The organism is Sandarakinorhabdus limnophila DSM 17366, from assembly GCF_000420765.1.
Taxonomy (GTDB): Bacteria; Pseudomonadota; Alphaproteobacteria; order Sphingomonadales; family Sphingomonadaceae; genus Sandarakinorhabdus; species Sandarakinorhabdus limnophila.
On the sequence record NZ_ATVO01000007.1, the window covers coordinates 1 to 24,135 of the forward strand.

Sequence of the window (24,135 nt, forward strand, 5' to 3'; positions counted from 1 at the left end):
ATCGCGGCAGGCGTCACCATTTTTTTGCCAGAAGGTCCTTCAGCGCAGCGTTATCGAGCATCGTGTCGGCCAACAGCCGCTTGAGCTTGGCATTCTCGTCCTCCAGCGACCGCAGCCGCTTGGCCTCCGAAACCTCCAGCCCGCCGTACTTGGCCTTCCAGTTGTAGATGGTCGCTTCCGACACGCCGTGCCGCCGCGCGAGATCAGCCGTCTTCGCGCCCGCCTCGGCCTCCTTCAAAAGCCCGATGATCTGCTCTTCCGTGAACCTCGTTCGCTTCATCGTCCGTCCTCTCCAAGGGCCGGACTCTAATCGATCGTGGAGGAAAATCAGGGGGTCAGGTCAGGTGGTTGTAACATTTTTGATCCGAACACGTCATGAAGTTGCAGCGATAACTTCAAATTAGTGTCTGTTTTCAGCCACACACCGACCTTAAAGGGAACTCCTGTCCAAAACCAAACGGGGTCCAATCATGTCATTCTCAACCGTCAGTCTCTCGCGGTTGCTGCTCGCTTCGGCTTTTGCCGGCACTCTGGCTGACCCGGGCCTGGCACAAGCGCAAGCGCCGGCCGCGAGCACGGCGGCCGCCGACGAGAAGGCGGCGCCGGAAGACGACGTGATCATCGTCACCGGTTCGTCGACGGCGCAGCGCAAGTTCGATGTGTCTTATGCGGTGACGTCGCTGTCCAACGCCGACATCCAGAAATTGGCGCCGCTGAACTTTGCCGATCTGCTCGGCAATATTCCCGGCATTCAGGCCGAAGCCACCGGCGGCGAAGTCCAGAATGTCTATCGTCTGCGCGGCATTCCCAACGAAGGCAGTTTCCAGGCCTTCCATCAGGATGGCCTGCCGCTTTATCACGACAACGACGGCCCCTTCTTCAAGGGCGACGTGCTCAACCGCGTCGATCTGATGACCCGCACCGTCGAATTCGTGCGCGGCGGCCCGGCGCCGATTTTCGCCAGCAACGCTTCGGCGATTTACAACATGATCACCGTCACCGGTTCCGACACGCCGGCTGGTGCGGTGCGCCTGACGCTGGGTGACACCGGGCTGTATCGCTTCGATGCCTATCATTCCGGTCCGATTGGCAAGCGCACCTATTTCGCGCTCGGTGGCTTTGTGCGCCGCCACGAGGGCTATCGCCCGGGCGGCTTCCCCAGCGATGACGGCGGCCAGTTCCGCGCCAACATCCGCCACGAGTTCGAAGGCGGGGAAGTCAAGGCCTCGGTGCTGTATCTGAATGACAAGAATGTGTTTTATCTGCCGATCCCGGTCGCCGATCCGCGCAATCCGACCAGCTCGCTGGATCCGTTCCTCGATTATTTCACCGGCACGCTGAATTCGCCAGCGCTGCGCAATGCCCGGCTGGTCTATTCGGATGGCGCGGGGAGCAAGCTGTCGGAAGATCGCGATCTCGCCGACGGCCGTCACACCAAGATGCTGAGTTTCGGCCTTGAATACAAGCAAGCGCTGGGTGACTGGACGCTGGATGCCAAAGGCCGCTGGACCGACGGCAAGGTCGATTTCGACGCGCTCTATTCCACCACCAATCCGGCCGACAGCAACGTGTTTGCCAGCGGCTTCCTGGCGGCGGCGCGCACCGCCTTCAACACGCCGACGCAGACGGTGGCCCGCCTGGGCTATGCGATCGGCGGCACCAACGGCGCCACCGTGTTCGATCCGCGCGCCACGTCGGGGCTAGTGCTGAGCGCCCAGTATCGCGCGATCGCGAGCGATTTCTACTCGGGCCAGGGCGAAGTGCGCCTGTATCGCGATATCAAGACCGGCCTTGGCAAGCACAGCGTCGTCTTTGGCGGCTATGCGTCGGCCTATGGCAACGAATATGGCCAGCGCTATCAGGATTATCTGTTCGAACTGGCCACCAAGCCACGCACGCTGGACCTGATCGCCTATTCAGACACCAACCAGATCCTGGGTTATGTGACCGACAAGGGTGTCCTGCGCTATTCCACCACGATCACGGCGGGTGAAAGCGACGTGACGATATGGGCGGCGTTTGCCAACGATACCTGGCAGGTGACCGACAATCTGCGCATCGATGCTGGCGTCCGCCACGAACGCTACACGTTCCGCGGCTTCGGCATCGGCCAGACCACGGTCAACCTCGGCGATCCGACCACCCTGGCCGACAACGCCACGCGGGCCTACACCGGCATCCCGAACAACACCCGCTTTACGGTCAACGTCACGCCGTGGACGTTCGGCGCCAATTTCGATCTCAGCTCGCAGTTCGGCATCTATGGCCGCGTGTCGGAAGCATTCCGCGTGCCCAGCGAGTTCAACGTCTATTCGGGTGCCGCCAACGTCGTGCCCAAGGCGCGCCAGTATGAAGCCGGCGTGAAGATCGCGATGCCGGGCGTTTCGGCCTATCTGACCGGTTTCTACACCAAGTTCGATCCATTCAATGCGTCGTTCCTGGCCTTCAACCCGGTGACTGGCCAGAACAATGTACCGTTGACCTTCATCGGTTCGGCGGTGACCAAGGGCGCTGAAGCCGATATCGACATCCGCCCGGTGAAGTGGCTGTCGCTCGCCGGCACGGTGACGGTCAGCGATCCGACGATTTCCGATCTGGTCAACGAACAGGGTGCGTCGGCCGCCGCGGTGGACGGCAACCAGCCGATCCGCCAGCCCAAGGTGTACGGCAACTTCCGCCCGGCCATCAGCTTCGATGTCGGCGAGGCGAATGTGCAGACCTATCTGCGCTATAATTATGTCGGCAAGCGCTTCGTCGATCTGTTCAACCGCACCGAACTGCCGTCTTATGACACGCTGGGCGCTGGCCTGATCGTCGAATATCGCTCCTGGAATTTCCAGGTGGTGGGTGACAACATCACCAACGCCCGCGGCCTCACCGAAGGCAATCCGCGCACTGATCAGCTGGCCGGGCAAGGGTCCAGCACGGCGATCTATGGCCGCCCGCTGTTCGGCCGCAACGTCCGCTTCGTGGTGACAAAAGCTTGGTGAATCGCTGGTTCTGGCGGCTGCTGGTGGCGGCATTGCTGCCTGCCGCCGCCAGCGCCGCGCCGGCGATTGATCCGCCCATCAACGCGATTCAGGTGGTTGGCACCCACAACAGTTATGCCATTCCGGCCGATCCGCGGGTGATGGGGCTGATGGCGCCCAAACTGGCGGCGCTTTATGCTGCCGGCATGGTGCGCTTGCCGGCGGACCGGCGCGCCGCATTCGCCGAAGAGCATCCGGGCGGCATCAACGATCCGGCGCTGGCGCTCGATTATGTGCAGATGCCGCTGGAAGCCCAGTTGCGCACCGGCGTGCGCAGCATCGAGCTTGATCTTCACCCCGATCCGGCCGGCGGCCTCTATACCGATCCGCTGCCGTACCGCGAATTGCGCGCCGCCGGGATCACGGATCTGGCGCCGTTGCCGGTGGACACGCTGCGCCAGCCGGGCATGAAGGTGCTGCATGTCGCCGATCTCGATGTACGCAGCCAGTGCCCGCGGCTGCGCGATTGCCTGGGCCTGCTGCGGCGCTGGTCGGACGCCAATCCCGGCCACAGCCCGGTGTTCGTGCTGCTCGAACCCAAAGGCTCTGCCTTTGCCGGTGTGGTGCCCGGCGCCGTCGCCGTGCCGCCGTTCGATGCCGCAGCCTTTGAGGAGGTGGACGTCAGCATCCGCGCGGCGCTGGGCGCGGAGCGCCTTTTCACCCCCGATGATCTGCGTGGGCGCCATCCCACGCTGGAGGCCGCCGCGCTGGCCAAGGCATGGCCGCGCCTGTCGGCGGCGCGCGGCAAGTTCGTGTTTCTCTATCTGGTGCCGGGGCTGAACCTGGTGGCGTTCGCGCCTTACATGCAGGATCGGCCGTCGTTGCAGGGGCGTGTCGCCTTCGTGCAGGGCCTGCCGGGGATGGCGCACACTGCCTTCGTGCTGGTGGACAATGCGTTGACCCGGCCGGATCGCATCCCGGCGCTGGTCAAGGCCGGCTATCTGGTCCGCTCGCGTGCGGACATCGACACTGACGAGGCAAGACGCGGGGATGGCACACGGCGTGACCGCACGCTGGCCAGCGGCGCGCAGATCGTTTCCACCGATTATCTCACCCGGCCGAATGTGCACGGCAATGATTATCACCTGGCGCCCTTTGTTGGCGGCTGGCGCTGCAATCCTGTGGGCAACCCGCTCGCCAAGGGCTGCCGCAAATGAAGAAGGCCACGCTGTTTGCGGCCTTGCTGGCGGCGGTGATGGCAGCGCCAACTCAGGTGATGGCGATGGACCCGCCCGGTTATGCCGCCCCCTTTGCCGAGACGTTGGAAACGCTGAACTTCCCGCTGCTTGCTATGATCAGGCAGGTGCCAGGCTGGGCGGCGGCGGTGCGAGCCGATCCCGCCCTGCAGACGCTGGCGACGGCACGGGCGCAGCGGGTCACGGCCGCCAGCGCCTGCACGCCGCGGCCCAGTTGCTTGGCCGAAGCTTGGTTGTGGACCCCGGCCGACACTGAAACCATGACCAGCGCGCTGCGCAGCATCGCGGCGCGGCCGGGCCTGGCGGATGCGCTGGTGCGTACCCACCTGCGCGCCTCTGGCCGGTTTGCCCGCCATGCCGGGCTGGGCGATGCCGAACTGCTGGCGGCGGCCTGGGCCGATACGGCGGCTGGCCTGAACAATCTTGTGGCCGTCTATGGCCAGGGCAAGCCGCCGCGTTACCCGCTGATCGATGCAGGCATTCTTGATGTGAACCGGCCGGAGTTTGCCGGCGCTCTCGATGCGCATGCGCAGGTGACCTTCGCGGCGGCGCGCGGCGATGATCTGCCGTTCGATCCGTCGCTTCGCTTTGCCGTCGGCCTGCTGCGCATGAACGAGCGGACCGAGGCGGCGGCGTTCCGGCCGCTGCTGGCTGGCGAGAATGCGCAGGCCGTGGCCCAGGCGCGCCGCACGCGTTGGGCCAGCTGGCGCTATCCGGCGCTTCTGGTGTTCGGTCACGGCCCGGAAGACGCGCAGTCGCGCACTGGGGTGCTGGGCCATATCCGCTTGGCGCGCGCCGCCGATCTGTTTGCGCAGCGGTTGGCGCCGTTCATAATTGTCAGCGGCGGCAACGTGCACCCCAATCGCACGCCGTTCAACGAAGCCATCGAAATGAAGCGGCTGCTGATCGCGCACTATGCCATTCCGGCGGATCGCATCCTGATCGACCCCCACGCCCGGCACACCACCACCAATTTGCGCAACAGTGCGCGCCTGTTGTTTGCCGCGCGTTTTCCCACCGATCGCCCGTCGCTGATCGTCACCGATCCGATGACCGCGCGCTATATTGGCAGCCCGGTGCTGCTGGAGCGCACGCGCGCCGAAACCGGCGTGCTGCCCGGCCAGGTGACGCCGGCAGACATCGCATTTGCCTTCGAATTCCGGCCGGACCGGGTGGCTTTTCACGTCGAACCGCTCGATCCGCTCGATCCCTGAGCGAAAGGATGAACCCATGCGCAATCGTTTCAAGATCATTGCGGTCGGCCTGCAACTGGCGTTGATCGTTACAGCCACGCCGGCGGCGGCCTGGGGTGATCGGGCGCACGCTGCGATCAACCGCGCCGCGCTGGCCAGCCTGCCAGCCGATGGCCCGGTGTTCCTGCAGGCGCATGCCGATTTCATCGGCGGCATGGCCAGCCTGCCCGATCTTTGGCGGCAGCCGGTCGATCCCTTCGCCAAGATGGAGGAGGACCCCAACCATGGCTGGTTCCGCGAACAGTTCGCCTTCATGAAAAAGCCGCCGCGCTCACGATATGAATTCGTCATTGCGCTGCTCGACGCGCAGCGCAAGATGCCGCCTGGTTCAGACGCGGCACTGCGCACAAACGTGCGATGGACCGGCACCATGGCTTACGCCACCGTGGAAGCCTTTGACCGGCTGGTGGCCGGCATGCGCATGCACCGCCGGTTGGCCGCGCAGGGCCAAGACACGCGGCATATCGATCAGGCACTGGCCTATGATGTGGTGCGGATCGCCCATTATGTCGGCGATGGCGCGCAACCGCTGCACGCCTCCATTCACAGCGATGGCTGGCGCGGCGCCAATCCGAAACAGTATACGACCGATCGCAGTATCCACAGCCGCTTTGAAACCATGTTCGTCGATGCGATCGGCCTGACTGAACAGGATGTGCTGCGCGGCGTGCCGGCCCCGGCGCGGCAGCAGGGCGACGTGTTCGACGCGGTGCTGGCGTTCCTTGACGACAGCGCCGCGAACATGGAGCGTGTCTACCAACTGGATCAGCAGGGCGCGCTCGCCGATCCCGCCTCGCGCCCAGCGCGCGATCTGGTCTATGCCCGCACCGCCACCGGCGCGGCCATGCTGCGCGACCTGCTGCACCGCGCCTGGCTGGTCTCAGCCCTTCCGCCACAGAACCCAGCCGCCGATCCGTTGAGCCCGGCCAATCCGGCCTACAACCCCGAAACCGGTTCGGCGCCCGCACCCGTCAAATGATGGCGTCAGTTGCGGCCGGCCTTTTGGCGCAGACTTTTTTTCTCGGGGCCTCTCCTTGCGAGACCAAAATCTTCTCTCCGTCTTTCAGTATGGCCTCGCGATATTGAACCTTACTGGTTCCGGAGCGCTTCGTCAGGTTGGGATTGTTCATCAATTACACTCGCTTCGGCTACGGTTCGTCACGTGAGCCGCAACAGGTCGCGGGCAGATGTCGCTGATGTGGCGTAAGCATTTGGGATAAAACTGATTGGGTCTCTAACGTTTTGCGTCCTGGCTTCCCGACCATAGTGGAAACGGCCCCGGCAATGTTTGCCGGGGCCGTTTCGCGTCAGAGGCCGAGCGTCAGAAACGCTGGCCGAATTTCACGCCGAAGAACTGCGGCCGGATCGGGAAGTTCCGCGATGAGCCCGAGCAGATCGAGATCGAGCAGAAGGTGTTCGTCGTCAGGATGCCGCGGCGATCGAAGGCGTTCTGGATGAACACGTCCACCGACCACTTGTCCTTCTTCACACCGGCCGAGAAATCGAACGAGACAAAGCCCGCCGAATTGCCGAGCAGATCGTTCAGTTCGGTGTTCAGATCCTGGGTGGCGCCAGTCTGATACAGGGCGGCACCCTGCACATAGGCATCCATCTTGCCCAGCATCGTATCAAAGCGCACCGATGTGGTGCCCTTGAACTTGGGCTGGCGCGGCAGGCGGGTGCCATCGGCGGCGGCGACTTCCGGCGTGGGCGGGTTGCCCGGCGCGAAGGCGCCAAGCGTGCAGGACGCCAGCTGTGCGATGGACAAGGTCGCGGCGTTGGCGGCAAAGTTGCAGAAGTTGCCCTTCAGCTTGCCATCATTGTACGAGCCCGATGTGGAGATGGTGAACTTGCCGAGCCGCAGATCGGCATCGAATTCGACCCCCTTCACCTCGGCGTTGCCGGCGTTACCGGTGATGCCCGCGCCCTGGGCGCCGGCGACAACCACCGTATATTGCAGGTCATTCCACTTTTCGAGGTAGAAGGCCGCGTTCAGGCGGAAGACATTGCCCCAGGTTGTCTTAAAGCCGATTTCATAGTTGGTCAGATCTTCCGAGCGGAATGGCGCCACGGCATAGACCTGGCCACCGATACGAAGCGGCCGGCCCTGGCCACCGGGGCGGAAGCCGGTGGAATAGTTGGCATAGATCATCTTGCCGGGGGCCACCTGCCAATCCAGCGCGATCTTGTGGGTTTGGCCCTGTTCCCGATAGATCAGCTGGTGATCGGGCCGCGAGAAGTTGGTGTTGAGGCAGGTCAGGCGTTCCGTGGCCGACAGCGGGGTGGGGCAGCCGCCCGCCTGGCCAGTTGCTGCCACGGTGCTGCGCACGTTTTGCGCCGATGCGGCGACACCGGCAAAGCCGACCACGTTCAGTTCCGTCCAGAAATAACGGATGCCACCAGTGATCTTCAGCGCTGGCGTGATGTTGTAATGGCCCTCGGCAAACACGGCATAGTCGCGCGTGACGCGGTCCTGTTCGGTAATGTAGAAGGCATCCCGCTTCACGGCGGGAGTGCCCAGGATCATGCTGCCGCCTTGCGTATCAGGCACGCCGAATGATGTGGCGAAATCGGCGCGATCACCGCCGCCGGCTTCGGTATAGCCGGCAACATTGCCCAAGCCGCGCGTGGCGTAGTCGTCGTTGATCTCGTTCTTCTGATACTGGTAGAAACCGCCGAACGTGACATCGAACGGCCAGCTTTCCGGCGTCTTCATCCGCAATTCCTGCGTGAAGATGCGCTCGTGGCGGTTGCCGCTGTAATACTGGGTCGGGTTCAGCAGGGTGGAGCAGCGCAGCGACGCGCCCGAACCGGTGCAGCCCGCCTTGTCGAAGAACTGCAGATAGCTCTCATAGCCAGGGCCAAAGCTGTCATAGGCCACGGTGTAATAAGTGTAGTCGTTCAACAGTTTGATGTTGCGGCGGAAATAGCCGGTGGCGCTGACCACATCGAAATCGCCGATGTGGCCGTGGATGGTGGCCTGCGCCTGATACCATTGGTCGTTCTGGCGGGTGTCGTCATAATCATGCACCTGCAGATCGCCCACCCGGGGATCAAAGCCGAAATAGCCCAGCGAAATCTGCTTTTGCGCGGTGATCTGCGGGTTGATCGACCAGCCTTCGACCGGTTCCCACAGCAGCGACAGGCGGCCGCCGACTTCATCGATGCTGTTGTAGTTGTTCTTTGTCTTGCTGGCGTTGTTCAGCGTGAAGCTGGTAAGCGGGTTCTCATCGCCCAGGTTCAGGATGGCCGGGCTGCCGTCGGCAAACTTGCCGTTGTTGGCCACGTTGTCGACGTAACCGCCTTCCTTGCGGTAATAGCCCATGGCGCGGATCGCCAGCGTCTCAGTGACCGGGATATTGATGAAGCCCTGGGCCTGGCCGCCGAAATCGCCGCCGCCAAACTTGTTGGCTTCCAGGTCCATGCCGCCGGAAAATTCGCCAAGCTTGGGCTTGTTGGTGATGACGCGGATGGTGCCGGCCAGCGAGCCGGCGCCGAACAATGTGCCCTGCGGGCCAGACAGCGCTTCGATGCGTTCTACGTCATAGACGTGGACATCGGGCAGGCCGTTCACGTTTATGGAGATATCGTCGAGATAATAGCCGGTGGCAGGGTAGGCGCCGCCGGCCGGCACGATACCGCGGAAATAGACTTCGGTGCGGCCCGGCCCGAGGCCGGCGAACGAGACGGACGGGATCAACGCGGCAAAATCGGTCAGGCCCTTCACGCTGCGCTGCTGCAGCGTATCGGCGCTGAGCGCCTGCATGGAGATCGGCACCTTCTGGATGCTGGTGGCCGTGCGGGTGGCCGTGACGATGATTTCCTCGAAGCCCTTTTCCTCTTCGGCGACCGCGGTGGCCTGATCATCGGCGGCAAGCGCCGGGCTGGCAAGGCCGGCCAGCATGGTGGTGATGCCCAGCAATCGGATGAACCGTGTGCGGCTGTTGCCTTGTTGAAGCGCCTGCGTGCCCGTCATGAAACCATTCCCCCTTGAAACTGTTATAACCTTCCCCAGCGCAACTGACCTGAAGTGTAGCAACACCTGTCGGAGCTGGTCACGTCACTTTTCTGTCATCTCATAATGCAGCATCGGCCGGCTGCGCCTATGCGCCATTCTCCCCACCCGCAGGGCTGCGCCGCCAATTGTCTGTTCGGCCATCTGCGCCTAGCGTTGCAACACGATCAGGGGGAGCGAAATGCAATCGGGCAACACGCGATCACGGCCAGCGGAGACGGTGTTGGCCGCAGCGACAGCGCAGCTGGCGACCGATCCGGCTGCCGCTCTGGCCGTGGCCGAAGATCTGTTGGCCAGCGCGCCCGATCTGCTGCCGGCGCAATTGCTGGCGGGCCAGGCGCTGCGCCATTTGGGCCAGTTCGATGCGGCCGTTGCGCGGCTTTCGGCGCTGGCGGCACTAGCACCCACTGTGCCGGCCGTGCGCTGGGAACTGGCGCAGGCCGCCGTCGCTGCCGGCCAGCCGGAAGTTGCCATCACCGCGCTTGAACAACTGACCCGGCAATTGCCGGCGGTGCCGGGCGGCTGGTTCCTGCTCGCCAACCAATATCGCGCCGCCGGCCGCGCCCGCGATGGCTGGCTGGCCGATCTGAAGGGCGTGAACGCCGCCACGCAGGATGCCGAACTGGTGCAGGCCGCCCTGGCCATGCAGCAGGGCAAGCTGGATGATGCCGCCGCCCTGCTGGTGGCGCGCCGCGTGCGGGCCGGCGATGATCCCCCCGCCAGCCGGCTGGCGGCGGAAATCCGCTGGCGCCAGGGCGACATGCCGGGCGCCATCGCCGGGCTGGAGGCGGTGCTGAACCAAGCACCGGGCTATGACATGGCGCGCGAATTTCTGATTCGCCTGCTGGTGCAATCGAACCGCTTGCCCGATGCGCTGGTGCATGCAGAATTGCTGGCCACCTCGCCGGTGGACAATCCCGGCCATGATCTCATCCTCGCCTCCGTGCTGGTGCATCTGGGCGAACAGGGCCGGGCGCGCGACCTGTATGAAGGGCTGCTCGCCCGCAATCCCGGCCAGCCGCAGGTGTGGCAGAACCTTGGCCACGTGCTGAAGACGCTGGGCGAACAGGCCGGCGCCGTTACCGCCTATCGTGAAGCCGTCACCCGCCAGCCCACCTTGGGCGAAGCCTGGTGGAGCCTGGCCAATCTGAAGACGGTGAAGCTGGGCGCGGCCGACATTGCCGCGATGGAGGCGGCTTTGGCCGCGCTCGCCGGGCAGGAATCGCCGCGCGCCGAAGACCTGTTCCACATGCATTTCGCGCTGGGCAAGGCGCACGAGGATCTGGGCGAATCGCAAGCCGCGTTCCGCCATTACACGGAGGGCAATCGCCTGCGCCGCGCCGGGATCGTGCATGATGCCGATGCCTTCTCCGCCGAAATCGATGCCGCCGTTTCAACCTTCACCGCGCCATTCCTCGCGGCACGCCGGGATGGCGGGTGCCCCGCGCCCGATCCCATCTTCATCGTCGGCCTGCCGCGCTCCGGCTCCACGCTGATCGAGCAGATCCTTGCCAGCCACAGCCAGGTCGAAGGCACGATGGAACTGCCCGACATGATGATGATCGCCAGCCGGCTGGCCGCGCGGGTGGAGGCAGGGGAATTTGCCGATTTCGGTTCGATGATGGCGGCGCTCACCCCGACGGATCGCCAGCGGCTGGGCGAGGAATATCTCGAACGCACCCGCATCCACCGCAAGTCCGGCAAGCCGCGTTTCATCGACAAGATGCCCAACAACTGGCAGCACGTCGGCCTGATCCGGCTGATCCTGCCGAATGCCACCATCATCGATGCCCGCCGCCACCCGATGGGCTGCTGTTTTTCGGCGTGGAAACAGCATTTTGCCCGCGGGCAGGGCTTTTCCTACGATCTGGTCGACGTGGGCCGCTATTACCGCGATTATGTGCGGCTGATGGCGCACTTCGATGCCGCTGCCCCCGGTGCCACCACCCGAGTCGTCTATGAGGAGATGGTGGCCGACACCGAAACCCAGGTGCGCCGCCTGCTCAGCGCTGTCGGGCTGGCGTATGAGCCGGCCTGCCTTGAATTCTGGCGTAATGATCGCGCGGTGCGCACCGCCAGTTCCGAACAGGTGCGCCAGCCGATCTTCACCGACGGCGTGGACCATTGGAAGGCCTATGCCGCCTGGCTGGGTCCGCTGGGCGAAACATTGGGCGATGTGGCAACGCTCTATCCGGCGGTGCCGGCGTCATTGTCGCCTATTTGATCACACCAGTTTCCGCCAGCTTGGCACGCAGGGCGTTATTTTCAGCCATGCTCACCCGGCCGGCGGTGCGCACCGCGGCGATTTCGGCGGCCTTGAACGGCTTGGCCGGCTTGGCCGGCTTGCCCAGCGTGACGGCGTGGCTCAGGATTTCGGCGATCTCGGCATCCGCCATGCTGGCCATGCCCGGCATTACGCCCATCAACGGCGCGCCTTCCACCGTGATCGGGCCGGCCATGCCCCACAGCACGACGCGCGCCATATAGGCCCGCCCTTCCGGGCTTTGGGCGATGGCGGCGGCGCGGGTGGCCAAGCGCGGAAACTGGCCGGACAGACCTTCGCCGCCGGCCTGATGGCACATGGCACAGCGCGCCACGAACGCCGCCTTGGGTTCGGCCGCCGCCGGCATTGCCACCCCGGCTCCAACAGCCAAAGCCAAAAGCCAGCGATTTGAAATCATGCCGATTTTTCCTTGCAATCAGGATGGGGCGGCCCAGCGTGGGCCACGATGTGCGGCAAATACTGGACAGTCATCAAGGCGGCGTCAAGCCGTCCTCCATGGGGCAAACCGCGCATCGCTGGACGCCGGCAGACGGCTGCGTTAAGCCGGATACAATGACAAAAACAGCCGAAAAGCCGGCGCGAACAGCGCCTGTGCGTCCGGGGATCTATGGGCGCGGCACCGAAACGGTGGATCTGATCCTGAATGCCGCGCTGGATGTGCTGGTGGAAGAAGGCGCGGCGGCCTTCACCCTGCGCCGGATCGCGACGCGCTGCGGCATGCAGGTGGGCCGCCTGTCTTATCATTTTGCCCGCAAGGAGTTGCTGATCCAGCTGCTGCTCGATGATCTGCTCGATTATTATGAGCGCATGCTCGACGAAACGGTGCGCCAGCCGCACCTCGATCCGGCCGAACAGCTGCGCCGGATGATTACCCTGGTGCTCGATGATATCGGTACCAAGCGCACCACGCATGTGTTCACCGAACTCTGGGCGCTGTCCAATCACAATCCGGCGGTGGCGGAACGGGTGGCGGCCTTCTACCGCTATGCCCACGCCAATATCGCGGCCGCCATCGCGCCGCTCAATCCGGCGCTGTCGCCCGCGCAGCTGGACGTGGTGGCACGCTTTGTCAGTTCCGCGCTGGAAGGCACCACCATCTTTGCCGGCCACGGCAAGCCCTGGGCCCACCAGATGCCGCAAATGCAGCGCCTCGCCGTGCACGCCCTGCTGCACCTGGCCCGCACCATAAAGCCCGAAGACCTGCCCGATCTCGGCTGAAACCCGCTACGTTATTCAGGCATTGTGCCGGCCGGCGCGCTGGCTTGACGAATACTTGACGTGCGTCCAGTCTGAAGTTGCATGGCGCCGGGTATCCGGTCGCCGGTTCGGAGTCGCCGGTCCGTAAGTGGGCAAGCGGGCGGTCGCCGAATGGGCATTTGGGGGAAGGGCTTTGGCAAGCATGATCAGTGCAACAACCATGGCAGGGATTGGCCGGCTGGCAGGCACGGTCGCGATTTCGCTGCTCGCCCTTGCTGCCGCACAGGCCCAGCCGGCCGCCGCGCCGGCGCCAGCCGCCACGATGGCCCCGGTCGAGCCGGAAGAGCCCTTCACCCACAAACTGCCGGAATGGTCCCCGCACTGGGGCTTCGTGCGCGGCGGCTGGGAAAGTGGCGGCACCCGCATCTGGAACGGTGATACCGGCAAGATGGTCGGCCTCGTTTCCACGGGTCGCTGGTCCGATCTCGCCCTCGATCCCAAGCGGCGCTTCATCTACGTTTCGGAAAGCATCTGGACCAAGGTGAACCGCGGCACCCGACAGGACATGATCTCGGTCTATGATTCGGTGAACATGGCGCTGGTGACGGAAATTCCGCTGCCGGGCCGGCTGATCATCGGCACCATGAAGAACAATTTCGTCATCAGCGATGATGGCAAGACGGGCTTCGTCTATGATTTCAGCCCGGCATCTTCGGTGATCGTGGTTGATCTGGAAAAGCGCAAGGTTGGACAGGTCGTCGAACTGCCGGGCTGTGCCAGCCTCGTGCCGGTGACAGGCATCGGCTTCTCGGCGCTGTGCTCAGATGGCACCATCGCCACGGTGACGGTGGGCCCGAAAACCTCCACCGTCAGCCACAGCCAGCCCTTCTTCAAGGCCGCTGAAGACGGCGTGTTCGATTTCTTCACCTATGATCGCACCAAGGGTGAGATCGTGACGCTCACCTACACCGGCCTTATCCGCACGGTGAAGCTGGGCGCGGCGCCCACCATCGGCGATGCCTGGTCGATCCAGGCGGCGGCGGGTGTGCGCCCCGGCGATACCCGCCCGCTGGACATCAACTGGTTCCCTGGCGGCCGCGCGGCGACGACGCTGCACCGCGCCACCGGCATGCTTTATGTGCTGATGCACCGGGGCGAATACTGGACCCAGAAGGCCGATGGCGAGGAAATCTGGGTGGTCAACATGGCCACCCGCAAGGTCGTCAAGCGTGTGCCGCTGAAAAAGCCGATCGGCAATATCGAGGTGACGCAAGACGCCAAGCCACTGATCTTCCTGTCGGGTGACGAAGGCGTGGTGCAGGTGATGGATGCCGCCACCTACGAGATCAAGCATGACATCGAACGCGGCGGCGGCGGCATGATCGTCGTGCCGGACGTGGATTGAGTGGAACAGGCGCTGCCTCTTCTGGGTGTGGCGGCCAGCGTCGCTGTGGCGCTGCTGTTTGCCGTCGCCGGCATCGACAAGCTGCGCCACCGCGATCTGCTGCCCGGCGTGATCGCCAACTATCGGTTGCTGCCCGATGCACTGGTGGCGCTCGCTGCGGCGGTGCTGCCGGGGATGGAACTGCTGGTGGCGGCCGGGCTGCTGCTGGGCTTTGCCCCGCTTGCGCCGATGGTGGCCATCGCGCTGCTGCTGGTTTTTGCGGCGGCCATGGCGATCAACATCGGGCGCGGCCGCCGGCATATCGATTGCGGCTGCGGCCATGTGGGCTTGCGCCAGCAACTGGGCTGGAGCCAGGTGGCGCGCAACCTCGTGCTGGCTACGGCACTGTTGCCGGCGCTGGCGGCAGGGCGGGCTGATCTGGGCATGGCCGATGTGGGCCTTGGCGCGGCGGCGGGCGTTGCCCTCTATCTGTTGTTGCTGATGTTCTCGGCAGTGGGCGCATTGGTTGCGTCGGCGCCCAAGCAGGGTTGAGGAAGGGTTTTGATGTCAACCTTGGGACTCATCAACGAAGCGCTGCAGTGGCTGGTCCTGATCGGCCTGGGTGTGGCTGGCTTGGCGCTGGCGCGGCAGGTGGGCGTGCTGCATGTGCGCGTGGCCCCGGCCGGTGCATTGGATGCCAATCGCGGCCCCGCCATTGGCGACAAAGCGCCGGTAACGCCGGTGACGACGCTGGAAGGGCGCCCCTATCTGATCGGCGGCCCGGCCCAGGGCCTGCAACTGCTGATGTTCGTTTCGGCCTCCTGCCCGATGTGCAAGAGCCTGATTCCGGTCGCCAAGTCGTTCGCCGCCGCAGAGCGCGTGAGCCTGGTGTTCGTTGGTGATGATGATCCGGCCGCGCAGAGGGCGCTGGTCGCCAAGCATGATCTGGCGGCCTTCCCGTTCATCAACAGCGACGTTGTCGGCCGCCTGTTCGAGGTGGACAAGCTGCCCCACGCCGTACTGCTCGATGCGACCGGCACCGTGCTGGCCAAGGGGCTGGTCAACAGCCGCGAGCATTTCGAAAGCCTGATCATCAGCCACGAGATGGGCGTGCACAGCGTTCAGGATTATATTGCTGGTCTGCCGACACCGGCGAAGGTGGACGCATGAGCGGCAAGGGGAGCCAAGGGGGAAAAGGCATGAAGCGTTTCGATATCGATGGCCTTGGCGAGAAGCTGCTGCGCAAATTTGCCGGCAACAGTTCGCGGCGTTCCTTCCTCACCAAGCTGGGGGCCACGATCGTGGCCGCGCCGGCCTTCCCGTTGCTGCCGGTCAGCCGGGCCAGCGCCGCCACCAAGGATCGTTCGCCCGAGGCCAAGACCGCCTTTGCCCGCAACGCCCAGACCAAGGATGACACCAAGTGCGATTACTGGCGCTATTGCGCCATCGATGGCAGCCTGTGCTCCTGCTGCGGCGGCGGCATGAGCAGCTGCCCGCCCGGCGCCGAGCCCTCGCCGGTGTCGTGGGTCGGCACCTGCATCAATCCCGATGACGGCAAGGCCTATCTGATCGCCTATCGCGATTGCTGCGGCAAATCGGCGTGTGGCCAGTGCGGCTGCGACAACACCGATCGCGAAACCCAGCTGTACATGCCGCAGCTGAACAACAACGTGATCTGGTGCTTTGGCACCAAGAGCATGGAATATCACTGCTCCACCGCCGTTCTCGTCGGCAAGGCTTCGTGACGCGCGGGCAGGGCTGAACCATGGCTCTGCCCACACGTTCGGTCTGGGCGCCGGCTGGCGCACTGGCGGGGCTGTTGCTTCTGGTGGCCGCCGCCCCGCCGGCCGTTGATTACCGCGCCCCCGGCGATGAAACCGGCCTGCCGGTCAGCTACCCGGCCGATATGGACGTCGCGCAATCCGATTATGTCGAACAATGCGGCGGCTGCCACGGCATCAAGGGCAATGCCGCGCCGGCTGAACTGCCCAATCTGCAGGGCCGCGTCGGCTGGTTCATGTGCCTGCCCGAAGGCCGCGATTATCTGATGCGGCTGCCCAACATCGCCCGCAGCCGCATTGACGACAACGAACAACTCGCCGCGCTGATGAACTTCATGGTGTTCGGCCTGGGCGGCAAGTCCACGCCCGCCGGCACCAAGCCCTTCACCGCCGCCGAAGTTGCGGTTGGCCGCACCAAGGCCTTCACTTCGGTTAGCCTGATCAAGACCCGCGCACAGATCGTCGAAAAGGTGATCCAGAAATGCGGCGCGCCGGCCTCCTTGCGGCTGATGTATCCGCAAGGAACCAGCGCCATGCCGGTGCTGGCTGCGGCCGGCAAACCGCCCAAATCCTGACCGTCCCTCCCCACCGGGGAAGGTTCAGCTCACGGCTTCGGCGGCTGCCAGCGCCATTCCAGCGCCTGCAGTTGCGGCGTGGGCGTGGGGGCGAGCAGGGCATAGGCGATGATCATGCCACGTTCGCACTTCCACCAAAATTCGCCTTCCAGTGCACCCTTTGCCGAGACGCCGGGCGCGTTGGGACAACGGCCGGCCTTGGCGGTGATGGCGGCAATATCGGCACGCCGGTGGGCGGCGTCGCGGTCCATCAGGAAATTCACCGCCAGCCCGGCGTTGCCCACTTCGCCCGTGGTCAGCACCTTGTGCATCGGTTCCGCCAGCCCGGCCAGCGCTGGCGACAGCGCCAGCACATCGTTGGGGGCAAGGCCGGCTTCGCGGATGGCGATCAGCGCGTCCCAGGTGGGGGCGGCTGGCCCGGCATAGGTGCGGTTGGTCAACACAAAGGCGCCCCAGCCGCTTTCCGGCGCGATCAGCATGTAACTGCCATAACCGGGATAGCCGCCGCCGTGGAACGCCACCCGGCCCAGCGTGCAATCATCGCCAACCCTGAGCCCGCCGCCATAGACGACCGCCACCGCACAGGGCGAGCTTGCTGCCTGCGTGGGCCGCATCATCCGGCGCGGTGAACCTTCGCCGCGCAGCAGGGCACGCACCGTGGCACGGGCCGGCGCTTCGGCCTCGCCCGGTGCTGCGGCCGGCCAGGCAGAGAGCAGATGCCCCACCCATTTGGCATAATCCGGCCCGGTGGTGATCACGCCGCCCATGGCGCCAAAGGTGCCGGGGGCCATGTCAGGCTCGCGTTGCCATTTGCCGTCTTCCCAGCGCCAGCCGCTGGCCAGCAGCCCACGCGGCACATCGGCCAGATCAAATGTCGTGGCCGCCATGCCCAGCGGCCGGAACCGGCGCTTGGCAATTTCGGCTTCGAACGGCTGGCCGCTCACATTGCGGATGATGCGGCCCAGCAGGGCATAGCCCAGGTTGCTGTATTCATGGATCAGCCCCGGTGCGCGGGTGAAGGGCACACCGTTTTTCAACAGCGCGCTGAACTGCGCTTCGGGCAGCGGCGTCTGGCGATCACCCCAGGGATCATCGGTGACGAAACCGCCCATGTGGTGCACCAGATCGGTGACGGTGAGCGCGTCGCCCCAACCGGCCACTTCCGGCACATGCGCCGCCACCTTGTCGTCCAGCCGCAGCCTGCCTTCGCCGGCCAGATCAAACAGCGTCAGCGCCGTGAAGGCCTTGGTCATGCTGGCAATGCGAAAGCGCGTGTCGGCTTCTACAGGGCGGGCAGCATCGACATCGGCGATGCCGGAAACGCCACTGTGCACCAGGCCTTCGCCGCGCTTGACGATCCCCCAGGTCAGGCCCGGCACCTGGTTGGCGTCGGCCCATTCCCGCATGCTGCGATCGATGCTGGCGGCAAGTTCGGGCGGAAAAGTCGCAGTCGGGGGGGCAGCGGTTGCCGGTGCGGCGAGCAGGGCGCCAAACGCCAGTGGGGCGAGCAGCGTCCTCACATCTCTTTCCCGTCGCGAATCTTGTAGAACACGCCGGCGCCGTCGCCGCCGGCCAGTTCCAGCGTGCCTTCGATGGTGCGCACGTCGTAATTCATCGGCACGGCGCTGGAGACCTTCACCTCGATGAACTGCTGCGGGCCGGGATTGAGGTGGAACGGGCAATCGGGCGGATAGGCCAGCAGCACGAAATGGCTCTGGCTGGCGCCCTTGCCCAGCGGCAGCATGTAGCCATTGATCTTCACCCGCTTGCCCGCCAGCGATTTCACCGTGGCGGGATAGACTGGCTTCACCGCGCCGACCTTGGCAGCGGCGGGATCTTCCTTGGCGCTTTCCAGCACCGCCCACGGCACGCCGCCGGGCGGGGTGGGGGCCGGTTTCCAGATCGATTCCGATGGCTTCAGCGCGGTTTGCGCGAGCGCCGCCGGAGCAGCGAGCATCAGGACGGCGGTGATGACAACACGGGCGAGCATTGGTCCCTCCTAGCGGGCATTTGCCAGCGTTTCGGCAATATCATTCTTGAGCACACGCAAGGCTGGAATCAAGGCGGCAATCAGCCCGATCCCCAGCGCGGCGGCGACAATCAGCGCCTCGCCGGGGTGGAAGGCGAAAGCGTTCAGGCCCAGCGCACGCAATTGTTCGATGCTGGCCGCCGCCATCCCGATCACGCCATGGCCCAGCAACAGACCCAACGTGGCACCGGCACTGGCCAGGATCAGCCCCTCGCTGGCCACCTGGCCGATGATCGCCGCGCGGCTGGCCCCGATCACCCGCAGCATGGCCATGTCGCCCTCCCGCTCCTTCAGCGCGGTGAGCAGCGCCACGAAGATGGACAGGCCGGCGGTGAGCATCAGCAACACGGCAAAGGCGCGCACCGCGTCCAGCCCGACGCCGACCAGCGCCAACAGGCGGGAGACTTCCACGGCGGGCACGGCGGCCTGCAGATTGGTCTGGCGGTTGATGAAGCCGGGCAGGCGCACCGCCGCAATCGGCGATCCGAAGCGCACCAGCACGGCTGTCACCTCAGCGGCACCGGCATGGGCTTCATGGTCTTCGGCGCTCTCCCCGTCGTGATGGTCTTCGCCGGGATCTTCGATGCCGTGCACGCCCCACACGCTTTCAACGCGGGTCAGAATCAACCGGTCGATCACCGTGCCGGTCGGTTTCAGGCGGCCAACCACGATGAACGGCGTTTCCTCGTGCTTCGGCCCTTCGTCACCACTGCTCATGCCGTGGCCGCCCACGAAGCGCTGGCCCAGCGTCGCGCCGGTGCGGGCCGCCACATCGGCACCGATCACCGCCTCCATCTTCGCCGAAAACATGCGGCCATCGGCAAGGCTGGCGCCGAGCAGCGCCGGATAGGCCGGTTCGGTGCCGACAATACGGAAGCTGCGAAAACTGTCGCCCAGCGCCAGCGGGATCGCTTCGGCCACGCCCAATTGGCGGCGCAGCAGCGGGACGGTATCCAGCGGCACATTCCCGGTCGGGATATCGACATGATAGACCGAACTCAGGATCAGCTGCAGCGGCGAGCCCTTGGCACCCACCACCATGTCGATGCCTTGCGCATCCTTGTCGAAGCGGTTTTCCAACTGGCTGGAAAAGAGCAGCAGGATAACGAGGCTGGCAACGCTCAAGGCCAGCAACAGGATGTTGAGCGCGGTGTTGAGGCCGCGGTCCTTCAGATAGGCAAGGCTCAGCCCGATCATGCGGCCACCGGCGCCATCAGATTGAGCCGGTTGGCAAAACGGTGCGCGATGCGGCCATCGTGGGTGGCAACCAGCAGCGTGGCGCCGGTGGCATCGGCCACGTCGAACATCAGATCGATCATGCGCGCGGCGTTGGCATCGTCCAGCGCACTGGTTGGCTCATCGGCAACAACCAGCCGCGACCGGGTGATCAGTGCGCGCGCGATGGCAGCGCGCTGGCCTTCGCCCTGCGAAAGCTGGCGCGGCCGGGCGGCGGCACGGTGGGCAAGGCCAACCCGATCGATCATGCCGGCAATGGCAGCGCGGTCAACATGACCCAGCGCCAGTTGCTGGGCCAGGGCCAGATTGTCGGTCACGCTCAAGGCCGGGATCAGCCGCAGCGTCTGGAACACCAGACCGATGGTGCGGCGGCGCAAGGCATCGCGGGAAGCCGGGGGCAGGGCGCTCATCACCTCGCCAGCGACGCTGATCGCGCCGTGGCTGGGGGTGAGCAGGCCGGTGACGATGTTGATGAAGGTGGTCTTGCCCGAACCCGATGGCCCCAGCAGCAGGGCGTGGGCGCCGGGTTGCAGTTGCCAATCGCCGATGGCCATCACCGTGCGGCCATCACGCACATGCGAAAGGCCCCTGGCTTCCACCAGGGGCCCTTGCGCGGTCTTCGAATTGGTCAGCGTGTCAGGGCTGGACATTGGCCACGGCAACCGCGCCGGCAGCAGCCTGCGCAGTGGCGACGTCATCCTTCATGCCCAACCGCTTCAGCATGGCAAGGCGTGCGGTTTCGATGGCTTCCTGGCGACGCTGCTCGGCAATGCGGGCAGCGGCTTCGGCATAGGCGCCGGCATAGGGATCGGTGCCGTCGGGGGCGTAGTGGCTGTAACCCGGCATGCCATCAAAGGCGCAGGCAACAGCCGGGCCGGCGACAGCGAGCATGGCAGTGGCGGCAACAACAGCGATCAGACGCATGGAAAACCCTTCCCATCGACTCAGACACGACACATTGTCACATTCGCGCACCCCCGGCAACGCGTCTGCCGGTGGGCAAATGCCGCAGACGCGGTGGCGGTGCTTGCCAAGGCCCGGCCAGCGCGGCAATGGGCAACGATTGAGCTGCAAGGGACGGGATCAAGATGCGCGTGCTGGGACGGGTAGTGATGTGGGCGGCGCTCGCCCTGCTGGGGGCAACGGCACAGGCCAGCCCGATCGTTCAGACCAAGGGCGATTTCGTCGACAAGTTCCGCCAGCTGGAAGGCGAGGATTGGCCAACCCCCACCGACACCCGCAACGCCGCCGGCGCGCCGGGCCATCGTTACTGGCAGCAGAAGGTGGATTACCGCATCACGGCAAAGCTTGATGAAGCCACCCGCACCATCAGCGCCAGCGAGACCGTTACCTATCACAACAACAGCCCGGATGCGTTGAAGTATCTCTGGCTGCTGCTCGATCAGAATTACAAGCGCGACCACATTGCGGAGCGCGCCGAAACCGTGTCGCCCGGCGGCCAGATCAGCATGACCGACGTGCGCAAGGCCATGCGCTACAAGGAATGGGAAGGCGGCTTCAACAATCTGAAGGTGACCGACGCTTCGGGCCGCGCGCTGAAGTTCACCGTGGTCGATACGCTGCTGCGCATCGATTTGGCCGCAGCGCTGGCCAGCGGCGGCGTGGTGACGGTGAAGATCGATTTCACCTTGCCGATGCCGGAAACCCGCGTGGTTGGCGGCCGGTCGGGCTATGAATGCTTCACCAAGCCGGATCAGGATGGCAATTGCATCTTCCTTGGCGCGCAATGGTTCCCGCGCGCGGCGGTCTATTCCGATTATGAAGGCTGGCACAACAAGGCCTTTGTTGGCGGCGGCGAATTCACGCTGGAATTCGGCGATTATGATGTCAGCCTCACCGTGCCGGCCGATCACGTCGTCTCGGCGACCGGCGAACTGGCCAACCCGGATATCCTCTCTGCAGCGCAGCGCGCTCGCCTGAGCCAGGCCCGCACTGCCAAGGAGCCGGTCTATATCGTCACGCCCGAGGAAGCGCTGGCCGCCGAAAAGGGCAAGGCCAGTGGCACCCGCACCTGGCGCTTCACCGCAAAGAATGTCCGCGATTTCGCCTTTGCCTCGTCACGCAAGTTCGTGTGGGACGCGATGGGCGTCAAACAGGACGATGCCGCCGTGCCGCTGGTGATGGCGATGAGCTTCTACCCCAAGGAAGCCCGGCCGCTGTGGGATGCCTATTCCACCAAGTCGATCGCCCACACCATCGACGTCTACAGCGATTTCGCCTTCCCCTATCCCTATCCCACCGCGCAGAGCATCAACGGCCCGGTGGGCGGGATGGAATATCCGATGATGACCTTCAACGGCCCGCGCCCGGTGAAGGACAAGAAGACCGGCCAGCTCACCTATACCGAGCGTGCCAAATATGGCCTGATCGGCGTGGTGATCCACGAAGTCGGCCACATCTGGTTCCCGATGAGCGTCAACAGCGACGAGCGCCAGTGGACGTGGATGGACGAAGGCATCAACAGCTTCCTGCAGTTCGAAGCTGAAAAGCGCTGGGACCCGGTGAAGACCCGTGGCCGCGGCGAGCCGCGTGACATCACCGAGTATATGGTCAGCCGCGATCAGGTGCCGCTGATGACGCACAGCGACAGCCTGCTGCAGTTCGGCAACAACGGCTATTCCAAGCCGGCCACCGCGATGGTGATCCTGCGCGAAACCATCCTGGGCCGCGAACTGTTCGATTTCGCCTTCAAGGAATATAGCCGCCGCTGGCGCTTCAAGCGGCCGACACCGTACGATTTCTTCCGCACCATGGAAGAAGCCTCGGGCGTGGACCTCGACTGGTTCTGGCGCGGCTGGTTCTACACCACCGATCATGTCGACATCAGCCTCGACAAGGTGGTGCAGGCCCGGCTCGACACCCGCAATCCGGAGGTGGAGAAGGCGTGGGCAAAGGACCGCGACAAGACCGCGCCGACCCCGCTCACCGCGGTGCGCAACACCGAGCCGCCGATGATCGATCGTGATCCGAAAACGCGCGATTTCTACGACGAAACCGATCGCTTCACTGTGACCGCCAAGGACCGCAAGGACTACGCGGCCAGCCTGAAGAAGCTGGAGCCGGAACAGGCGGCTGCGCTGGCCTTCAAGGACAATTTCTATCACTTCAGCTTCCGCAATATCGGCGGCCTGGTGATGCCGGTGATCCTGAAGCTGGATTATGAGGATGGCTCGACTGAAACCATCCGCATCCCGGCCGAGCTGTGGCGCTATAATGCCAAGGCGGTGACCTGGCAGCATGTGACGCCGAAGACGCTGAAGGCCGCCGAAGTCGATCCGCTGTGGGAAACCGCGGACGCTGATCGCAGCAACAACGCCTATCCGCGCCGCATCGAACCAACCGTGCTGAAGGTGCGCGACGATCCGGCCGGCGGCGACAACCGCATGGCCGACAGCGAACTGGAAGTGTCGCCGGACAGCATCAAGACGCGTCCGGTGAAGAAGGACGAGAAGAAGAAGGACGACGAGTGAGGCTGCTGGCCGCGATTGCGCTGCTGCTTGGGCTTGCTGCCCCGGCCAACGCGCATCGCGGCCACGCCAGCCTGGCGGTGGTGGAGATTGACGCCAAATCCGGCGCCGCCACCGTGACCCACCATCTGCAGGCCCATGATGTCGAACCGGCGCTGGTCGATATCGCGCCCGATGCCCAGCCCAGCCTGGATGATCCCGACGCGCTCAAGGCGCTGGTCGCCTATGTTGGCCAGCGTTTCCGGATCGCCGGTGTCCGCCTCGCGCCGGCCGGGCAGCGGCTTGATGGCGATACGGTGGTGCTGCGCTACATCGGCCTGCTGAAGGGCAAGCCCAAGCAATTGCTGATCAGCGGCGCGCTGTTCGGCGAGACGTGGGACGATCACAGCACCCAGGTCAACATCCGCATTGTCGGACGAGGGGCCGGCATCACCCGCAGCCTGAATTTCGGCGCGCACGATCCGGAAAAGCCCATCGCGCTGCCGGGCAGCTGAGGCGCCTGCGCGCTGTTGCCGCAGGTGCGGCACGCATTGCCGCCGCTTGCCTACGCCAAACAACGTAACGCCCCGCGCGGCGCTGTCATGCATCTGTCACGCGCAGGATTTGGAGAGAATCGGGTTTTGAAGGGCATGAAACGCTCCGGCCCATCGCCCGATCTGGCAGGGTTC

At 64.8% G+C, this 24,135-nt stretch carries 20 protein-coding genes and 1 pseudogene; 13 read left to right on the forward strand and 8 right to left on the reverse strand.

Annotation, left to right across the window (positions count from 1 at the left end):
- A pseudogene (locus G566_RS0109660) lies at positions 1-280 on the reverse strand (transposase); the annotation flags it as partial.
- Positions 281-470: 190 nt separating this feature from the next.
- Here G566_RS0109660 and G566_RS0109665 point away from each other — a divergent pair.
- From G566_RS0109665 to G566_RS0109680, 4 genes are read left to right on the forward strand one after another with little or no spacing between them, the layout of a single operon-like run.
- A complete protein-coding gene (locus tag G566_RS0109665) occupies positions 471-2,990 on the forward strand; it encodes a TonB-dependent receptor (RefSeq protein WP_051136014.1) in 2,520 nt (839 codons plus the stop codon).
- Positions 2,987-4,186, forward strand: a complete 1,200-nt coding sequence (locus G566_RS0109670; protein ID WP_022680470.1) for a Ca2+-dependent phosphoinositide-specific phospholipase C — start codon at positions 2,987-2,989, stop codon at positions 4,184-4,186. The genes G566_RS0109665 and G566_RS0109670 overlap by 4 nt, the downstream gene beginning before the upstream one ends.
- Positions 4,183-5,439, forward strand: a complete 1,257-nt coding sequence (locus tag G566_RS0109675; protein WP_022680471.1) for a YdcF family protein — start codon at positions 4,183-4,185, stop codon at positions 5,437-5,439. The genes G566_RS0109670 and G566_RS0109675 overlap by 4 nt, the downstream gene beginning before the upstream one ends.
- 16 nt (positions 5,440-5,455) lie before the next feature.
- On the forward strand, positions 5,456-6,457 hold the full coding sequence (locus tag G566_RS0109680) for a phospholipase C/P1 nuclease family protein (RefSeq protein WP_022680472.1): 1,002 nt from the start codon (positions 5,456-5,458) through the stop codon (positions 6,455-6,457).
- A gap of 342 nt (positions 6,458-6,799) precedes the next feature.
- Here G566_RS0109680 and G566_RS0109685 read toward each other — a convergent pair whose 3' ends face one another.
- Positions 6,800-9,454, reverse strand: coding sequence for a TonB-dependent receptor (locus tag G566_RS0109685; protein WP_022680473.1), 2,655 nt, complete (start codon positions 9,452-9,454; stop codon positions 6,800-6,802).
- A gap of 220 nt (positions 9,455-9,674) precedes the next feature.
- On the opposite strand from G566_RS0109685, the gene G566_RS0109690 reads away from it, so the two are divergent.
- Positions 9,675-11,717 (forward strand): tetratricopeptide repeat-containing sulfotransferase family protein, encoded by a 2,043-nt coding sequence (locus G566_RS0109690; RefSeq protein WP_022680474.1) that lies wholly within the window; start codon positions 9,675-9,677, stop codon positions 11,715-11,717.
- Here the strand turns inward: G566_RS0109690 and G566_RS0109695 are convergent.
- Positions 11,710-12,174 carry a c-type cytochrome gene (locus G566_RS0109695; protein WP_022680475.1) on the reverse strand — a complete coding sequence of 155 codons (465 nt, stop codon included), beginning with the start codon at positions 12,172-12,174 and terminating at the stop codon, positions 11,710-11,712. The two genes, G566_RS0109690 and G566_RS0109695, sit on opposite strands and share 8 nt — an antisense overlap.
- 155 nt (positions 12,175-12,329) lie before the next feature.
- Between G566_RS0109695 and G566_RS0109700 the strand changes: the two genes are divergently transcribed.
- The 6 genes from G566_RS0109700 to G566_RS14100 all read left to right on the forward strand — a co-directional run bounded on the left by G566_RS0109700 (position 12,330) and on the right by G566_RS14100 (position 16,714).
- Positions 12,330-12,995 carry a TetR/AcrR family transcriptional regulator gene (locus G566_RS0109700; RefSeq protein WP_022680476.1) on the forward strand — a complete coding sequence of 222 codons (666 nt, stop codon included), beginning with the start codon at positions 12,330-12,332 and terminating at the stop codon, positions 12,993-12,995.
- A gap of 181 nt (positions 12,996-13,176) precedes the next feature.
- Complete coding sequence (locus tag G566_RS0109705) at positions 13,177-14,379, forward strand: amine dehydrogenase large subunit (RefSeq protein WP_022680477.1); 1,203 nt, start codon at positions 13,177-13,179, stop codon at positions 14,377-14,379.
- Positions 14,380-14,910, forward strand: coding sequence for a MauE/DoxX family redox-associated membrane protein (locus tag G566_RS0109710; RefSeq protein ID WP_022680478.1), 531 nt, complete (start codon positions 14,380-14,382; stop codon positions 14,908-14,910).
- A 12-nt stretch (positions 14,911-14,922) separates the two neighbouring features.
- Entirely contained in the window at positions 14,923-15,528 is a 606-nt protein-coding gene (locus G566_RS0109715; protein ID WP_022680479.1) for a thioredoxin-like domain-containing protein, read from the forward strand.
- Between the two features lie 29 nt (positions 15,529-15,557).
- Positions 15,558-16,103 carry a methylamine dehydrogenase (amicyanin) small subunit gene (gene mauA / locus G566_RS0109720; protein ID WP_029131514.1) on the forward strand — a complete coding sequence of 182 codons (546 nt, stop codon included), beginning with the start codon at positions 15,558-15,560 and terminating at the stop codon, positions 16,101-16,103.
- Between the two features lie 20 nt (positions 16,104-16,123).
- On the forward strand, positions 16,124-16,714 hold the full coding sequence (locus tag G566_RS14100; protein ID WP_022680481.1) for a hypothetical protein: 591 nt from the start codon (positions 16,124-16,126) through the stop codon (positions 16,712-16,714).
- A 29-nt stretch (positions 16,715-16,743) separates the two neighbouring features.
- Here G566_RS14100 and G566_RS14105 read toward each other — a convergent pair whose 3' ends face one another.
- The 5 genes from G566_RS14105 to G566_RS0109750 are packed head-to-tail and all read right to left on the reverse strand — an operon-like array spanning position 16,744 to position 20,903.
- Positions 16,744-18,234, reverse strand: a complete 1,491-nt coding sequence (locus G566_RS14105; protein WP_022680482.1) for a serine hydrolase domain-containing protein — start codon at positions 18,232-18,234, stop codon at positions 16,744-16,746.
- Positions 18,231-18,704: a DUF3299 domain-containing protein gene (locus tag G566_RS0109735; RefSeq protein WP_022680483.1), complete on the reverse strand. Its 474-nt coding sequence runs from the start codon at positions 18,702-18,704 to the stop codon at positions 18,231-18,233. The genes G566_RS14105 and G566_RS0109735 overlap by 4 nt, the downstream gene beginning before the upstream one ends.
- A gap of 9 nt (positions 18,705-18,713) precedes the next feature.
- A complete protein-coding gene (locus G566_RS0109740) occupies positions 18,714-19,940 on the reverse strand; it encodes an ABC transporter permease (protein ID WP_022680484.1) in 1,227 nt (408 codons plus the stop codon).
- Positions 19,937-20,629 (reverse strand): ABC transporter ATP-binding protein, encoded by a 693-nt coding sequence (locus tag G566_RS0109745; RefSeq protein ID WP_022680485.1) that lies wholly within the window; start codon positions 20,627-20,629, stop codon positions 19,937-19,939. Before G566_RS0109745 ends, G566_RS0109740 begins: the two co-directional genes overlap by 4 nt.
- Positions 20,616-20,903, reverse strand: coding sequence for a hypothetical protein (locus tag G566_RS0109750; protein WP_022680486.1), 288 nt, complete (start codon positions 20,901-20,903; stop codon positions 20,616-20,618). Before G566_RS0109750 ends, G566_RS0109745 begins: the two co-directional genes overlap by 14 nt.
- 164 nt (positions 20,904-21,067) lie before the next feature.
- Between G566_RS0109750 and G566_RS0109755 the strand changes: the two genes are divergently transcribed.
- Complete coding sequence (locus G566_RS0109755) at positions 21,068-23,470, forward strand: M1 family metallopeptidase (protein ID WP_029131516.1); 2,403 nt, start codon at positions 21,068-21,070, stop codon at positions 23,468-23,470.
- Positions 23,467-23,961, forward strand: a complete 495-nt coding sequence (locus G566_RS14110) for a DUF6702 family protein (RefSeq protein WP_022680488.1) — start codon at positions 23,467-23,469, stop codon at positions 23,959-23,961. The genes G566_RS0109755 and G566_RS14110 overlap by 4 nt, the downstream gene beginning before the upstream one ends.
- Positions 23,962-24,135: the final 174 nt, after the last annotated feature.

Coding starts and splice junctions, on each gene's coding strand:
- G566_RS0109665 (WP_051136014.1), top strand. CDS start 471: ATGTCATTCTCAACCGTCAGTCTCTCGCGGTTGCTGCTCGCTTCGGCT.
- G566_RS0109675 (WP_022680471.1), top strand. CDS start 4,183: ATGAAGAAGGCCACGCTGTTTGCGGCCTTGCTGGCGGCGGTGATGGCA.
- G566_RS0109680 (WP_022680472.1), top strand. CDS start 5,456: ATGCGCAATCGTTTCAAGATCATTGCGGTCGGCCTGCAACTGGCGTTG.
- G566_RS0109685 (WP_022680473.1), bottom strand. CDS start 9,454: ATGACGGGCACGCAGGCGCTTCAACAAGGCAACAGCCGCACACGGTTC.
- G566_RS0109690 (WP_022680474.1), top strand. CDS start 9,675: ATGCAATCGGGCAACACGCGATCACGGCCAGCGGAGACGGTGTTGGCC.
- G566_RS0109695 (WP_022680475.1), bottom strand. CDS start 12,174: ATGATTTCAAATCGCTGGCTTTTGGCTTTGGCTGTTGGAGCCGGGGTG.
- G566_RS0109700 (WP_022680476.1), top strand. CDS start 12,330: ATGACAAAAACAGCCGAAAAGCCGGCGCGAACAGCGCCTGTGCGTCCG.
- G566_RS0109705 (WP_022680477.1), top strand. CDS start 13,177: ATGATCAGTGCAACAACCATGGCAGGGATTGGCCGGCTGGCAGGCACG.
- G566_RS0109715 (WP_022680479.1), top strand. CDS start 14,923: ATGTCAACCTTGGGACTCATCAACGAAGCGCTGCAGTGGCTGGTCCTG.
- mauA (WP_029131514.1), top strand. CDS start 15,558: ATGAAGCGTTTCGATATCGATGGCCTTGGCGAGAAGCTGCTGCGCAAA.
- G566_RS14100 (WP_022680481.1), top strand. CDS start 16,124: ATGGCTCTGCCCACACGTTCGGTCTGGGCGCCGGCTGGCGCACTGGCG.
- G566_RS0109735 (WP_022680483.1), bottom strand. CDS start 18,704: ATGCTCGCCCGTGTTGTCATCACCGCCGTCCTGATGCTCGCTGCTCCG.
- G566_RS0109740 (WP_022680484.1), bottom strand. CDS start 19,940: ATGATCGGGCTGAGCCTTGCCTATCTGAAGGACCGCGGCCTCAACACC.
- G566_RS0109745 (WP_022680485.1), bottom strand. CDS start 20,629: ATGTCCAGCCCTGACACGCTGACCAATTCGAAGACCGCGCAAGGGCCC.
- G566_RS0109750 (WP_022680486.1), bottom strand. CDS start 20,903: ATGCGTCTGATCGCTGTTGTTGCCGCCACTGCCATGCTCGCTGTCGCC.
- G566_RS0109755 (WP_029131516.1), top strand. CDS start 21,068: ATGCGCGTGCTGGGACGGGTAGTGATGTGGGCGGCGCTCGCCCTGCTG.